The sequence below is a fragment of the Caballeronia sp. LZ028 genome (assembly GCF_031451415.1).
Taxonomy (GTDB): Bacteria; Pseudomonadota; Gammaproteobacteria; order Burkholderiales; family Burkholderiaceae; genus Caballeronia; species Caballeronia zhejiangensis.
Genome location: NZ_JARUXN010000001.1, coordinates 2,157,222 through 2,171,228 on the forward strand (window position 1 = coordinate 2,157,222; position 14,007 = coordinate 2,171,228).

Here is a 14,007-nt window from a genome sequence, read left to right on the forward strand (position 1 = left end):
CGCTTCCACGGCTTCTTTCGCCGCCTCATTCATTGACTCGATTCCAAGTGACTCATCGCCACGCGCGCACGCCTCTGCAACTCTCTTGCCGGCTCGTTTCCCGGACGCTCGCCATCGCGGCGCTCGGCTTCGCATGTGTCGGCATGTCCGGGGCCGCGCTCGCGCAGACCTCGACCGCAACTCGCGACGACACGCCGCAGATCGATTCGGCCATCGCGGGCAAGGACTGGAACGCCGCGCTAACACAACTCGATGCGCGCATCGCGAGCAACCCGCGCGACGTGCAGGCAAAGTTCAAGCGCGCCACCATGCTCGCGCGCCTGAATCGCGACGACGAAGCCATCGCCGCCTTCACCGAGCTCACGCAAGCCTATCCAGAATTGCCGGAGCCGTACAACAACCTCGCCGCGCTCTACGCGAAGAAGGGCCGCTACGAGGATGCACGCGTCGCGCTCGAAACCGCGGTCAAGGCGAATCCAGGCTACGCGCTCGCCTATGACAACCTGGGCGATCTTTATCTTCGTCTCGCGAGCGAGTCGTACAAGCGCGCGCAATCGCTCGGCTCGAAGAGTCCGCTCACGCGCCAGCGCATCACGGCGATTCAGAACATCTACAACCCGCCGAAGAAGCGCGCGGGCGCGGCAGAAGGCGCATCGGGAACGGGCGCGGCAATTGCGCCAAGTCCGGCCGCGGACGAATGGGCACCGGCATCCGGAGCCGCCTCGCAGACGATGCCCGGTCCCGACGATTACGCGCCGTTCGGCGGCCCGACGAGCCCGCTGCCGGCCACGCCATACGTCGCGCCGCAAGCGCAGCCATAAGCAGGCGCATTCGCGGCCGACTGTTTGCATTCACCACACGAGGATCGATCCTTCATGAAATTCCTGATGTTGGCGCTGTCGAGCGCTGCCCTGATCGCGACCACGCCTGCGTTAGCGCAGCCGAACGCGCAGGCCGCGCACCCCACCGTGCTCTTCAAGACCACGCAAGGCGACATCAAGGTCGAGCTGTATCCCGAGAAAGCGCCGAAGACGGTCGCGAACTTTCTCGACTACGTGAAGTCCGGTCAGTACAGCGGCACGATCTTTCATCGTGTAATTCCGGGCTTCATGATCCAGGGCGGCGGCTATAGCACGAGCTTCGCCGAGAAGCCGACGCGCGCGCCGATTCCGCTCGAAAGCAAGAACGGTCTGAAGAACGCCACCGGCACGCTCGCGATGGCGCGCACGAGCGATCCGAATTCGGCCACCGCGCAGTTCTTCATCAATACCGTCGATAATGCGGGTCTCGACTATCCGAGCCCGGACGGCAACGGCTACGCCGTGTTCGGCAAGGTCGTCGCGGGCATGGACGTCGTGAAGAAGATCGAAGGCAGCCCGACCACCACGCGCGGCCCGATGCAGGACGTGCCGCAAAAGCCGACCGTGATCGAGTCGGCCACCGTGGTCCCGCAGTAATCCGTAAGCGCCTGTCGCTGACCTGGCGCGCGCTGCGCCAGGGCTCAATCAAACACAATGGAGAGAACATCATCATGGTCGAACTGCATACGAACCACGGCGTCATCAAGATTGAACTGGACGCCGACAAGGCCCCGAAGACGGTCGAGAACTTCCTCAACTACGTGAAGAAGGGTCATTACGACAACACCGTGTTCCATCGCGTGATCGATGGCTTCATGATCCAGGGCGGCGGCTTCGAGCCGGGCATGAAGCAGAAGCCGACCGATGCGCCGATCGACAACGAAGCCAACAACGGCCTCAAGAACGAAAACGGCTCGATCGCGATGGCGCGCACGAACGACCCGCATTCGGCGACTGCACAGTTCTTCATCAACGTGAAGGACAACGACTTCCTGAACCACTCGTCGCCGACGCCGCAAGGCTGGGGCTACACCGTGTTCGGCAAGGTCGTCGAAGGCATGGACGTGGTCGAGAAGATCAAGAAGGTGAAGACCGGCTCGAAGGGCTTCCACCAGGACGTTCCGGTCGACGACGTGGTGATCGAGAAGGCCGTCGTGGTCTGATCACGGTCATTGCATGATCGATACGAAGACTTCATTCGATCGCGAAGCAGCGGGCACAGCGAAAAACGCGCGCCCGCTGTTTTTCATTGGCGATCTGCATCTTTCCGAAGCGATTCCGAAAACGGTTGCGGCCTTCGAGCATTTCATCGAGGTCACGGCGAACGACGCCGATTCGGTCTTCATCCTCGGCGACCTGTTCGAGTTCTGGATCGGCGACGACATTCTCGACGGCCCCGCGACCGACCCGCGCGCCAGCTTCGCGCGCCGCATGACGCGCCTCATGCATACGCTCTCGGAACGCGGCATCGGCCTATATGTGATGCACGGCAATCGCGATTTCCTGCTGGGCAAGCGCTTCATGAAAGATGCAGGCGCGCTGCCGCTGCCCGATCCGTTCGTCATCACCGCGTTCGGCAAGCGCATCGTGCTCGCCCACGGCGATGGCCTGTGCACCGCCGATCGCGCCTATCAAGGCTTTCGCTCGTTCGCGCGCAACAAGCTCGCGCAACGGCTCTTTCTGGCGTTGCCGCTCGACACGCGCCTGGGCATCGGCCAGCGCATGCGCTCGAAAAGCGAGGGCGCGCGCGTGACCACCGGCGTCAAGGCGAAGTACGACGTGACGAAGAAAGCGGTCGCGGAACTCTTCATCAATAGCCGCACGAACACGCTGATTCACGGCCACACGCATCGTCCGGCGATGCATCGCGAAGTCGCAGGCGTGCGCTGGGTTCTGCCCGACTGGGAACTCGACGCGGACCCGCCGCGCGGCGGCTATCTGCGCGTCGATGAAGAAGGCGTGCGCCCGCTGCCGCTTTAACTCGCGCGTTCGAGCGACGCGGCGCGCTCGTCCGCCGCCTTGCCATCCATCGACGTGCTAGGCGCTTGAGATCGACGAGCGCGGCGCCATCGACGGCGTTGAGCGCTTCCACGCGCGCGCCGAGCCGTTCGAGCGCCGCGACGATGTCGTCGATGCGCTGCGTCTGCGTCGACGCGTGATCGATCAGCCCGTGGATCGCGAGCGACACGGGATCGTCCGCGTTCGGCGTAATGCCGTAAGCGCAAAAGCCGCTCTTCGCGGTTTCATCGGATGGCTTCTTCGCGACGGCCGGCATCACGATGCGCGCCGGATTGCCCACCGCCGTACCGCCCGCCGGCACCGGCTTCACGACGACCGCATTCGAGCCGATCTTCGCATCGGCGCCGACCGTGAAGCCGCCGAGCACCTTCGCGCCCGCACCGACGATCACGCCGCGCCCGAGCGTCGGATGACGTTTCGCGCCGCGCGTGAGCGACGTGCCGCCGAGCGTCACGCCCTGATAGATCGTGCAGTCGTCGCCGATTTCGGCCGTCTCGCCGATCACGACGCCCATGCCGTGATCGATGAACACGCGCCGTCCGAGCGTCGCGCCCGGATGAATTTCGATGCCGGTGAGAAAGCGCGCGATCTGCGACACGAACCGCGCGAGCCAGCGCCACTGTCCGCGCCAGCACGCGTTCGCGATGCGATGCAGAGCGATCGCGTGCAGCCCCGGATAACAGGTGACGACTTCCCAGGCGCTGCGGGCGGCGGGATCGCGCTCGCGGATGGCGGCGATGTCTTCGCGAAGTCGGTCGAACATGGCGATGTCTCTGAAAGGGGGACGAGTGCTTTGCACGAATCGCGCAAAGCTTATCGGCGTTCGCCGTTTTTCGCCGATTGTAGGACGAGCGCGCGCAGTCTGCCCGATGCCCCCGACGCCAGCGCGGTCAGTCCTTTTTCGTCCGAAGGAGGATGTGCTTCGCGATGCCGCGCAAAATATTCACTTCTTCGCGCTCGAGCCCGGAACGCGCGAACATCCGCCGCACGCGCGACATCAGCTTCTTCGGATTGGCCGGATCGAGAAAATCGAGCGCGACGAGCGCGTCTTCGAGATGCGCGTACATGCCTTCGATTTCATCGCTCGATGCGCTCTGCCCCGCCGATTCCACCACGGCAAGCGGGCTCGCGGACGTCTGGAACGCGACGCGTAGTTCATACGCGAGCACCTGCACGGCCTGCGCGAGATTGAGCGAGCTGTAGGCGGGATTGGCCGGAATATGTGCGAGCGCGCTGCATCTTTCGACGTCCGCGTTGGAAAGCCCGGTGCGCTCGTTGCCGAACACGAGCGCGATATCGCCGTGGCGCACGAATTCATGCGCGCGTTCGGCGAGCGCGCGCGGCGGCATCTGCGGCGGCCCGTATTCGCGCATACGCGCGGTCAGCGCGACCGACCAGCGCACGCCGACGAGCGCATCGGCGAGCGTGTCGACGACATGCGCGGACGCGAGCACGTCGTCGGCGCCGGAGGCCATCGCGATGGCTTCGGGCTCGTTCTTGACGTCGGTCACGCGCGGCGCGACGAGGACGAGGCGCGCGAAGCCCATCGTCTTGAGCGCGCGGGCGGCCGCGCCGACATTGCCCGGATGACTCGGCTCGACCAGGATGAAGCGCGTCGACGTGAAGCCGCCGGCGGGCGCGGAAAGTTCGTTGGGTTCCAAGGCGCGGTTCGTGCTGAATTTTGAAGAAAGTGCGACCCGATATGTTAACGCGCTTTGGCCATGCGCCGGAACCGCGCGGCCACTTTCGGGTAAAATGGCGCCTTCGCGCGCGGCGAACGGTTCTTGCGTGGCTTCCAAAGAACCTTCGCGCGAACGCCCCGCTCTTATTCAATTCGTCTTTCGTCGACATAGTCGTTGTCGCCAATTTTCCCGTCCACACGAAGCTGCTGGGCGGTCAGAGGATTTCGCTCATGCATCCGATGCTCAATATCGCTGTCAAGGCCGCCCGCCGCGCCGGACAGATCATCAACCGCGCGTCGCTCGATCTGGATCGTCTCCAGGTCAGCAAGAAACAGCACAACGACTTCGTGACGGAAGTCGACAAGGCGTCCGAAGCCGCGATCATCGAGACGCTGCACACCGCCTATCCCGATCACTCGATCCTCGCCGAAGAATCCGGCGCGACGGATCGCGAGTCGGAGTTTCAGTGGATCATCGATCCGCTCGACGGCACCACCAACTTCATCCACGGCTTTCCGTACTACTGCGTGTCGATCGCGCTCGCGCACAAGGGCGTCGTGCAGCAGGCGGTCATCTACGATCCGACGCGCAACGACCTCTTCACCGCATCGCGCGGCCGCGGCGCGTATCTGAACGAGCGACGCATTCGCGTGGGCAAGCTCGACCGTCTGTCGGATGCGCTGATCGGCACCGGCTTCCCGTTCCGCGACGGCCAGGGTCTGAACGCCTATATGCGCCTCTTCAGCGAAATGACGCTGTCGTGCGCAGGGCTGCGCCGTCCGGGCGCGGCGGCGCTGGATCTCGCGAACGTCGCGGCCGGCCGTCTCGACGGCTTCTTCGAGCAAGGCATCCATCCGTGGGATGTGGCGGCGGGCAGCCTCATCGTGACCGAAGCGGGCGGACTCGTCGGCAACTACACCGGCGAATCGGATTTCCTGTTCAGAAACGAAATCGTCGCCGCCAATCCGAAGGTCTACGCGCAGATGGTCAAGATCCTCGACATGTACTCGCGCACGCGCCTGACCGGCGAATAAGCCGCATCGAGGGGGCGCGTCTTGCGCCCCTTTTGTTTTACCTCTTCCGCATCCCGGGCGCGCCGCCTGCTCTGCACCGAATGCAGGGCTCCGTTACAGTGCAAGCTTTGCCCTCGTTCCGGCAACGGCGATGCGCGCTTTCTTCCGCCTGCCCCGCTCTCACGCCGCGCGCCGCGCCCCACGTCATTCCCGCTCATGAAGAAAGGCTTCTATACGATCATCGCCGCGCAGTTCGTTTCGTCGCTCGCCGACAATGCGCTCCTGATCGCGGCGATCGCCATGCTCGCCGTCGTGCATTCCGCGCCGTGGGTCACGCCGCTGTTGCAGATCTTCTTCACGATTTCGTATGTTCTGCTCGCGCCATTCGTCGGCGCATTCGCCGATGCGATCCAGAAGCGCCACGTCATGTTCACGTCGAACGCGCTCAAGGCGGCCGGCTGCGCGATGATGATCGCGGGCGTGCATCCGATGATCGCGTATGGCGTCGTCGGCCTCGGCGCGGCGGCCTATTCGCCCGCGAAATACGGCATTCTCACCGAACTCTTGCCGCCGCAAAAGCTGATCGCGGCGAACGCGTGGCTCGAATCGGCGACGGTCGGCTCGACGATTCTCGGCACCGTGATCGGCGGCGCGCTCGTGAGCCAGGTCGTCGGGCGCTGGGTCGAGCACGCGCATCTGCCGTTCGTGAGCAGCGCCGCGCACGCCGCGCTCTTCGCCGTGATGGTGATCTACGCGTCGGCGGCCGCCATCAACGTATTCATCCCCGATACCGGCGCGCGCTATCCGAATCTGCTGAACGAACCGACGAAGCTCGTCCACGATTTCTCGCGCTGCTTCATGGTGCTGTGGAAGGACAAGCTCGCGCAGATCGCGCTGTGGGTCACGACGCTGCTCTGGGGCGCGGCCGTCACGCTGCAATTGCTCGTGCTGAAATGGGCCGATGCGAACCTCGGCCTGTCGCTCTCCAAAGCCGCCGTGCTGCAGGGCGTGACGGGCGTGGGCATCGCGCTCGGCGCGGCGGCGGCGTCCGCGTGGATCGTGCTGCGCCAATCGCTGAAAGTGCTGCCGGTCGGCGTGCTGATCGGCGCGGTCGCGGTCGCGATGGCGTTCTACAACAAGGACCTCTTTCCGGCCGGCGCGGGCGTGCATATCGGTCCGCTCTTCGCGCCGGCGTACATCCTGATGGCCTATCCGCTGATGATCGCGCTCGGCGGCCTGTCGGGCTTTTTCATCGTGCCGATGAACGCGATCCTGCAGCATCGCGGCGCGACGCTGCTGTCGGCCGGACATTCCATCGCGGTGCAGAACTTCAACCAGAATCTCGCCGTGCTCGCGATGCTCGGCGCTTACGCCTTGCTGTTGACGGAGAAGGTGCCGGTGCAGTGGATCATCGTCGCGTTCGGCGTCTTCGTGTGCCTGATGATGGCGCTGGCGATGCGCCGCCACACGCACAACGAGCGCGAAACCGATCTCGTCGCGCTCGCCGAGGAATGAACCTTGCTCCACGGTGAACGGTGTATTCTGGGTTCATGCCCCGGCGCCGGCTCACGAGGAAACCATGGGAGGAACGCCGGCGGCGGGGTCGGGTCGTAACGCCATGTATGGCCCGGCGCGGCCGATCGCGGGCATCCGCATGGCGCATCGCGGACGGACCCGGCGATATTCATTCCTCGGCAAACGTCAATAAAGGAGCATGGAAATGGGATTGTTCACACGTTCGACGCTCGACAGCAAGATCAATGGCGCAGCCGATGTCGGCCAGCGCGCGGTGCGTGGTGCGAGCGACGCGGTCGATTCGGCGAGCAGCCAGTTGCGCAGCCTGCTCGATGATCTGGAAAGCTCGATCTCCGGCGCAAGGGACGTCGATGCCGACAAGCTGCGCAAGGAACTGCAATCGCGCCTCAAGACCGCCCGTTCGCAGATGAACGGCGCGGGCACGGCGCTCACCGGCAGACTGAACGACGCAGCCGGTTACGCCGACGAGTTCGTTCACGACAAGCCGTGGCACACGCTCGGCGCGGTGGCGGGTCTCGCATTGCTCGTCGGATATCTCGCCGGGCGCGCGTGACGCGCTCCGGCGTCATCGGAAATCGCCGCCGGCACGGCATCGCGTCCGTGCCGGCGGCGGCGTTCGCGCAGGCGATGCACATCGACTAGACACATCTCGTTGGCCATTCGGCCGACTCGCCTTCTTCTCGCGCCAGGTTAAACTCCTGCTCTATCGGCTGAACGACGGCCGGCGCACGTCGCGCCCGGCCGTTTAGTCATTCTGGCCTTCAAAGCACGCAAGATGGGCACTCAAACGGCAACTCCCGACACCTCACCAGACACCGCCGCGCCGCTCGCGGACCTGTCGCAGCACACGCCGATGATGCAGCAGTATCTGCGCATCAAGGCGGAGCATCCCGGCACGCTCGTTTTCTACCGGATGGGCGATTTCTACGAGCTTTTCTTCGACGACGCCGAGAAAGCCGCGCGTCTGCTCGATCTCACGCTCACACAGCGCGGCGCATCGGGCGGCAATCCGATCAGGATGGCGGGCGTGCCGCATCACGCATGCGAACAATATCTCGCGAAGCTCGTGAAGCTGGGCGAATCGGTGGCGATCTGCGAGCAGATCGGCGATCCGGCGACATCTAAAGGTCCGGTCGAGCGCAAGGTCGTGCGCGTCGTCACACCGGGCACGCTCACCGACGCAGCCCTGCTCTCCGATAAGAGCGATGTCTATCTGCTGGCGCTCTGCCCCGCGCACAACCGTCGCGGCGTGGTGACGAGCGTCGGCCTCGCGTGGCTCAATCTCGCGAGCGGCGCATTGCGTCTCGCGGAAGTCGCGCCGAATCAGGTCAGCGCGGCGCTCGAGCGCATTCGTCCGGCGGAAACGCTCATCGCCGATTCGATCACCGACGTTCAGGCGTCGCTCGGCGTGACGCATCCCGGCGCGACCACGCGCGTGCCGGCGTGGCACTTCGACGTCGGCTCGGGCACGCAGCGCTTGCGAGAGCAACTCGATGTCGCGAGCCTCGACGGTTTCGGCGCGCAAACGCTCACCTGCGCGTGCGGTGCGGCCGGCGCGCTGCTGCTCTATGCCGCCGCCACGCAAGGCCAGCAGTTGCGCCACGTGCGCAGTCTGAAAGTCGAATACGAATCGGAGTACATCGGGCTCGATCCGGCCACGCGACGCAATCTCGAACTCACCGAAACACTGCGCGGCACCGAATCGCCGACGCTGTTCTCGCTGCTCGACACTTGCTGTACGACGATGGGCAGCCGCCTGTTGCGCCACTGGCTGCATCATCCGCCGCGCGATGCGTCGATCGCTCAGGCGCGCCAGCAGGCGATCGGCGCATTGCTCGACGCGCCCACGAGCGGCGGCCTCGACACGCTGCGCGGCGCGCTACGCAAGATTTCGGACATCGAGCGCATCACGGGCCGTCTCGCGTTGCTGTCGGCGCGTCCGCGCGATCTGTCGAGCCTGCGCGATACCTTCGCCGCGCTGCCCGATCTGCGCGCCCTCGTCGCCGCAGTCGCCACGCATGCGCCGGCGCTCGAGCGCATCGACGCCGGGCTTGAACCGCCGCACGAATGTCTCGATCTGCTGACGAACGCCATCGCAGCGGAACCCGCCGCGCTGATTCGCGACGGCGGTGTGATCGCGCGCGGCTACGATCCCGATCTCGACGAATTGCGCGATATTTCGGAGAACTGCGATCAGTTCCTGATCGATCTCGAAGCGCGCGAGCGCACGCGCACCGGCATCGCGAATCTGCGTGTCGAGTACAACAAGGTGCACGGCTTCTATATCGAGGTCACGCGCGGGCAGACCGACAAGGTGCCCGACGACTATCGCCGCCGTCAGACGCTCAAGAACGCCGAGCGCTACATTACGCCCGAACTGAAGGCTTTCGAAGACAAGGCGCTTTCCGCGCAGGAACGCGCCCTCGCCCGCGAACGCGCGCTGTACGACGCGCTCTTGCAGAACCTGTTGCCCTTCATCGCGGATTGTCAGCGCGTCGCAAGCGCGCTCGCGGAACTCGATCTGCTGTGCGCGTTTGCCGAACGCGCCCGCGCGCTCGACTGGGTCGCACCGGAATTCAGCGCCGACGCGGGCATCGATATCGAACAGGGCCGGCATCCGGTCGTCGAGGCGCAGGTCGAGCAGTTCATCGCCAACGACTGTTGTCTCAGCCAGGACCGCAAGCTGTTGCTCATCACCGGCCCGAACATGGGCGGTAAATCGACCTTCATGCGCCAGACCGCGCTGATCGCGCTGATGGCGCACGTCGGCAGTTACGTGCCCGCAAAGCGCGCGCGTTTCGGCGCGCTGGATCGCATCTTCACGCGCATCGGCGCCGCCGACGATCTCGCGGGCGGACGTTCGACCTTCATGGTCGAGATGACGGAGGCAGCGGCGATTCTCAACGACGCGACCGCGTCGAGCCTCGTCTTGATGGATGAGATCGGACGCGGCACGTCGACCTTCGACGGCCTCGCGCTCGCATGGGCGATCGCGCGGCATCTGCTCACGCACAACGCCTGCTACACGCTCTTCGCCACGCATTACTTCGAGCTCACGCAGTTGCCCGCGGAATTTGCGCAGGCGGCCAACGTGCATCTGTCGGCGGTGGAGCACGATCACGGCATCGTGTTCCTGCACGCGGTGAGCGAAGGTCCGGCCAATCAGAGCTACGGTCTGCAGGTCGCGCAGCTCGCCGGCGTGCCAGGCGCCGTGATCCGCGCGGCGCGCAAGCATCTCGTCCATTTGGAGCAGCAGTCGATCAGCCAGCCCGCCGCGCAATTCGACCTGTTCGCGAGCCAGCCTTACACGCCTTATGAAGATGAAGCGCCAGCGAAGGAAGCGCCCGAACATCCGGTGATGGAAAAACTGCGCGCGCTCGATCCGAACGATCTGCGGCCGCGTGAGGCGCTCGATCTGCTCTACGAACTGCATGAACTGGCGAAGCTTGCGCCGGATGCCTCGCGTTGAGCGTGACACTTCGCGCGTTGCGCGTGCCGCGACACGTTTGACGCGCGTCATGGCGATCGGCGCCGCACTCGCGTGCGGCACGATCGCGCAGGCGCGCGCCGAGGGCAGCGCGCCGCTCGGCTTCGCGGTTCTGTCCGGCGCCATTTCCCGCCCCGCCGACGAAGCGCCCGTGCGCCGCATGCTCGACGCGATCGGGCGCGACCCCAACATCGCGTTCATCGTCTACGACGGCAATTTGAAGGACGGCGCCGAACCGTGCCGCGACAGCGTCTATCAGTCGCGGCACGATCTGCTCGACGCGTCGCGCACGCCGCTCGTGCTGCTGCTCGGCCAGCACGACTGGGCGGATTGCGGACTCGCGCATGCGGGTGCCTACGATCCGGTCGAGCGGCTCGACTTCGTGCGCCAGCTCTTTTTCGCCGATGCCGGGTCGCTCGGGCAGAACCCGCTTACGCTCTCGCGCGAAAGCGATGTCGCGCGCTTTCGGACCTTCCGGGAAATCGTGCGCTGGCAGGCGCAAGGCGTCGCGTTCATCGGGCTGAATGCACCGAGTCCGAACAATCACTATCTGACCGCGGGCGGGCGCAACGGCGAGTTCGAGGATCGCGCCGTCGCGACAACATTCTGGCTCGAACACGCGGCGGAATCGGCGCGACGTTCCGAGATGCGCGCGCTCGTCATCCTGCTGCAGGGCGATCCCGATTTTTCGCGCTACGAACGTCGCGAGCGCTTCGCGTGGCTGCGCTTCTCGCGCACGAACCAGCCGCGCGATGGCTTTCTGGAATTGAAACGCAGCCTCGTGAAAGCGGCCGAAAGTTTTCGCGGGCCCGTGATCGTGATTCACGGCACGGATGCGCCCGAGCCGAACGGCTTTCACATCGATCAACCTTTGCGCAACGACAAGGGCTTGATCGTTACGAATCTCACGCGCGTCGCGATTGCGTTCAAGAAGCCGCAATCGCAATGGCTCGAAGTGCAGAGCGATGCGCAGTGGCATCCGCCGTTTCGTCTGCGCGTGCGCGATGTGAATGTGAATGTGAAGGACACGCGCACGCGTGAACCGGTCGCGCCACCAGAGACGCCAGCTGCATCCTACCCGGCTCCTTACCCCGCGCCCTACCCCGCGCCTCAGCCGACGATGCCCGCATCAGCGCCGCCCGCGTTGCCGCGTAACGACCTGCCCGAGTCGCTGCCGGCGCCGCCGTCGATGCCCCTGCCGGCATCCGACCTGCCGCCGATCCTCACGCCGCCGCAGTCGTTGCCGCCGATCTATCCCGTGCCCGCGTCGGGCGTGCAGAACGAGACCGGCGCGACGAACGGGCAATAAAAAAGCGCAGCCGTAGCTGCGCTTTCTGCATCGGCCGACGCGCTCAGTGCAGCGTCGGACCCGCGTCCTTGGGCGGTGCGTCGTCATCGTCTTCGTCGTCATCGACGACATGCAGGCCGTCCGCGCCGTGCGCGTGTTGATGTTCGATTTCGTCGTCCGTCGCCGTGCGCACTTCCTGCACCGACAGCGCGAAACGCAGCGCCATGCCGGCGAGCGGATGATTGCCGTCGAGCACCACTTTGTCTTCGGCGACGTCGGTCACGGTGTAGATGAGCGAGTCGATATCGTCATCGCCGTCTTCGGGCGTGCCTTCGAACTGCATGCCGACTTCCAGCGGCTCCGGAAAACGGCTGCGCTCTTCGACCTTCACGAGCTCGGGATCGTACTCGCCGAATGCATCCTGCGGCTCGAGTTGAATGAGCGTTTCATAGCCCGCCTCGTGACCGTCGAGCGCTTCCTCGATCTTGGGGAACGTGCCATCATAGCCGCCGTGCAGATAGACCATCGGCTCGTCGCTCTCCTCGATCAGATTGCCTTGCGCATCCGATAGCTTGTAAGCGACCGAAACGACAGTGTCTTTCGCAATTTTCATTGGATCCTCCAAGATACAAGCCTCGATTATACGATGCCCAAGCGGCCCTCATACGCAACACCGTCCCCCGTTTCCGGCCTTCCCGAGCATGCCCGCGCGCCTTTGCCGGACGAACTCACACCGCTGTTGGGCAACCGTACGCCGCGACAGTTCATGCGGCGTTACTGGCAGAAGAAACCGCTCTTGATCCGGCAGGCGATTCCCGATATCGCGGCGCCGCTCGCACGCGACGAACTGTTCGAACTTGCCGATCTCGACGACGTCGAGGCACGGCTCATCACGCATTTTCGCAATGCGTGGAATCTGGAGCACGGACCGTTCGCGCCCGACGAATTGCCATCGGTCAAAAAGCGTGAATGGACGCTGCTCGTGCAAGGCGTGAACCTGCATCACGACCGCGCACACGCGCTGATGAACCGGTTCCGCTTCATTCCGGACGCGCGCCTCGACGATCTGATGATCTCCTATGCGACCGATGGCGGCGGCGTCGGACCGCACTTCGACTCTTACGACGTGTTCCTGCTTCAGGTCCATGGCAAGCGGCGCTGGCGAATCGGCGCGCAGCGCGACCTTTCGCTAAAACCCGGACTGCCGTTGAAAGTTTTACAGCACTTCGAGCCCGAGGAAGAATGGGTGCTGGAGCCGGGCGACATGCTTTATCTGCCGCCGCATATCGCACACGACGGCATCGCCGAGGGCGAATGCATGACGGCATCGATAGGCTTTCGCGCGCCCTCGTCGCACGAGCTCACGGCTCAGTTCCTCTATCACCTCGCCGAGCGCGCCGGTGAAGCATCGGAGGGTGCTCGCGGCAACGCGCGGTATCGCGATCCGGCGCAGGAGCCGGTGTCGAATCCGGCGGCGCTGCCCGCGCTGCTGATCGACCGCGTTGGCGCGATACTTGCGAACGTGAACTGGAACGAAAAGGACATCGCGGAGTTTCTGGGTACTTATCTGAGCGAGCCGAAAGCGAATGTCGTGTTCGATGCACCCGACCGTGCGCTGAATGAGCAAAAATTTGTAGAACGAGCGAAAAAGACAGGCGTCAGGCTGGATAGAAAGACCATTTTGCTCTACAACGCCCGTTCTTATTTCGTAAATGGCGAAGCGGAAGTCTTGTCGTCGAAGCTGAAAAAGTGGCTCCCTGAATTGGCCGATACTCGGTCTCTGGAGGCGAAACGCTTTGTAACACTTACAGACGAATCGACAATGACAGCGCTGCTACACGAATGGTATCGTGCGGGCTGGATTCTTTTGGGCGCTTTGCCTTGACGGGCGTGCCTTTACAGGATTTCACGGAATACAGCAGATGCTAGAAATTTGCTGTTCCGCAATATGAAAATTTGTATGAGAAAGACAACGTATCGTCCCCTGATTTATCGACGGTCGTTACGAAAGTGCCTATAATTTCCGGCCAAGCCGTAGGAAGTCTCACATAAAAAAGAATTGTGAGTCTCCACAGCGGCCCAGGTCGGTGTTGGAGCACACATTACCGGTACTTTGCGCTGT

Annotated in this window: 12 protein-coding genes and 1 pseudogene; 10 read left to right on the forward strand and 3 right to left on the reverse strand. The window is 64.1% G+C overall.

Annotation, left to right across the window (positions count from 1 at the left end; genetic code table 11):
• Positions 1 to 143: 143 nt before the first annotated feature.
• The 4 genes from QCE58_RS10210 to QCE58_RS10225 all read left to right on the forward strand — a co-directional run bounded on the left by QCE58_RS10210 (position 144) and on the right by QCE58_RS10225 (position 2,840).
• On the forward strand, positions 144 to 821 hold the full coding sequence (locus QCE58_RS10210) for a tetratricopeptide repeat protein (RefSeq protein WP_250521224.1): 678 nt from the start codon (positions 144 to 146) through the stop codon (positions 819 to 821).
• A 54-nt stretch (positions 822 to 875) separates the two neighbouring features.
• Positions 876 to 1,457, forward strand: coding sequence for a peptidylprolyl isomerase (locus QCE58_RS10215; RefSeq protein ID WP_008341835.1), 582 nt, complete (start codon positions 876 to 878; stop codon positions 1,455 to 1,457).
• A 74-nt stretch (positions 1,458 to 1,531) separates the two neighbouring features.
• Positions 1,532 to 2,023: a peptidylprolyl isomerase gene (locus QCE58_RS10220; RefSeq protein WP_008341836.1), complete on the forward strand. Its 492-nt coding sequence runs from the start codon at positions 1,532 to 1,534 to the stop codon at positions 2,021 to 2,023.
• A gap of 13 nt (positions 2,024 to 2,036) precedes the next feature.
• Positions 2,037 to 2,840 (forward strand): UDP-2,3-diacylglucosamine diphosphatase, encoded by an 804-nt coding sequence (locus tag QCE58_RS10225; protein WP_250439948.1) that lies wholly within the window; start codon positions 2,037 to 2,039, stop codon positions 2,838 to 2,840.
• On the opposite strand, the pseudogene cysE reads toward QCE58_RS10225, so the two are convergent.
• Both cysE and QCE58_RS10235 read right to left on the reverse strand, forming a co-directional pair.
• Positions 2,837 to 3,642: pseudogene (gene cysE / locus QCE58_RS10230) on the reverse strand (serine O-acetyltransferase). The gene QCE58_RS10225 and the pseudogene cysE sit on opposite strands and share 4 nt — an antisense overlap.
• Positions 3,643 to 3,769: 127 nt before the next feature.
• Positions 3,770 to 4,540, reverse strand: coding sequence for an RNA methyltransferase (locus tag QCE58_RS10235; protein ID WP_033535788.1), 771 nt, complete (start codon positions 4,538 to 4,540; stop codon positions 3,770 to 3,772).
• Between the two features lie 251 nt (positions 4,541 to 4,791).
• Between QCE58_RS10235 and QCE58_RS10240 the strand changes: the two genes are divergently transcribed.
• The 5 genes from QCE58_RS10240 (at position 4,792) to QCE58_RS10260 (ending at position 11,906) form a co-directional block, all read left to right on the forward strand.
• A complete protein-coding gene (locus QCE58_RS10240; RefSeq protein ID WP_008341842.1) occupies positions 4,792 to 5,595 on the forward strand; it encodes an inositol monophosphatase family protein in 804 nt (267 codons plus the stop codon).
• Positions 5,596 to 5,790: 195 nt separating this feature from the next.
• Positions 5,791 to 7,089 (forward strand): lysophospholipid transporter LplT, encoded by a 1,299-nt coding sequence (lplT, locus tag QCE58_RS10245; RefSeq protein ID WP_250521196.1) that lies wholly within the window; start codon positions 5,791 to 5,793, stop codon positions 7,087 to 7,089.
• A gap of 205 nt (positions 7,090 to 7,294) precedes the next feature.
• On the forward strand, positions 7,295 to 7,663 hold the full coding sequence (locus tag QCE58_RS10250; protein WP_008341847.1) for a YqjD family protein: 369 nt from the start codon (positions 7,295 to 7,297) through the stop codon (positions 7,661 to 7,663).
• A 222-nt stretch (positions 7,664 to 7,885) separates the two neighbouring features.
• The gene (mutS, locus tag QCE58_RS10255; protein ID WP_409014100.1) at positions 7,886 to 10,579 is read left to right on the forward strand and encodes a DNA mismatch repair protein MutS; all 2,694 of its coding nucleotides are present in this window, start codon (positions 7,886 to 7,888) and stop codon (positions 10,577 to 10,579) included.
• 49 nt (positions 10,580 to 10,628) lie between these two features.
• Entirely contained in the window at positions 10,629 to 11,906 is a 1,278-nt protein-coding gene (locus tag QCE58_RS10260; RefSeq protein WP_250521197.1) for a hypothetical protein, read from the forward strand.
• Positions 11,907 to 11,949: 43 nt separating this feature from the next.
• Here the strand turns inward: QCE58_RS10260 and QCE58_RS10265 are convergent, their stop codons facing one another.
• On the reverse strand, positions 11,950 to 12,498 hold the full coding sequence (locus QCE58_RS10265; RefSeq protein WP_008341850.1) for a peptidylprolyl isomerase: 549 nt from the start codon (positions 12,496 to 12,498) through the stop codon (positions 11,950 to 11,952).
• A gap of 33 nt (positions 12,499 to 12,531) precedes the next feature.
• On the opposite strand from QCE58_RS10265, the gene QCE58_RS10270 reads away from it, so the two are divergent.
• Entirely contained in the window at positions 12,532 to 13,770 is a 1,239-nt protein-coding gene (locus QCE58_RS10270; protein WP_033535775.1) for a cupin domain-containing protein, read from the forward strand.
• The last annotated feature ends 237 nt before the right edge of the window (positions 13,771 to 14,007 follow it).

What these genes read in the sequence shown, in the direction of transcription:
- QCE58_RS10210 (WP_250521224.1), top strand. Translation starts at nt 144, where the DNA reads ATGTCCGGGGCCGCGCTCGCGCAGACCTCGACCGCAACTCGCGACGAC.
- QCE58_RS10215 (WP_008341835.1), top strand. Translation starts at nt 876, where the DNA reads ATGAAATTCCTGATGTTGGCGCTGTCGAGCGCTGCCCTGATCGCGACC.
- QCE58_RS10220 (WP_008341836.1), top strand. Translation starts at nt 1,532, where the DNA reads ATGGTCGAACTGCATACGAACCACGGCGTCATCAAGATTGAACTGGAC.
- QCE58_RS10225 (WP_250439948.1), top strand. Translation starts at nt 2,037, where the DNA reads ATGATCGATACGAAGACTTCATTCGATCGCGAAGCAGCGGGCACAGCG.
- QCE58_RS10240 (WP_008341842.1), top strand. Translation starts at nt 4,792, where the DNA reads ATGCATCCGATGCTCAATATCGCTGTCAAGGCCGCCCGCCGCGCCGGA.
- lplT (WP_250521196.1), top strand. Translation starts at nt 5,791, where the DNA reads ATGAAGAAAGGCTTCTATACGATCATCGCCGCGCAGTTCGTTTCGTCG.
- QCE58_RS10250 (WP_008341847.1), top strand. Translation starts at nt 7,295, where the DNA reads ATGGGATTGTTCACACGTTCGACGCTCGACAGCAAGATCAATGGCGCA.
- mutS (WP_409014100.1), top strand. Translation starts at nt 7,886, where the DNA reads ATGGGCACTCAAACGGCAACTCCCGACACCTCACCAGACACCGCCGCG.
- QCE58_RS10260 (WP_250521197.1), top strand. Translation starts at nt 10,629, where the DNA reads ATGGCGATCGGCGCCGCACTCGCGTGCGGCACGATCGCGCAGGCGCGC.
- QCE58_RS10265 (WP_008341850.1), bottom strand. Translation starts at nt 12,498, where the DNA reads ATGAAAATTGCGAAAGACACTGTCGTTTCGGTCGCTTACAAGCTATCG.
- QCE58_RS10270 (WP_033535775.1), top strand. Translation starts at nt 12,532, where the DNA reads ATGCCCAAGCGGCCCTCATACGCAACACCGTCCCCCGTTTCCGGCCTT.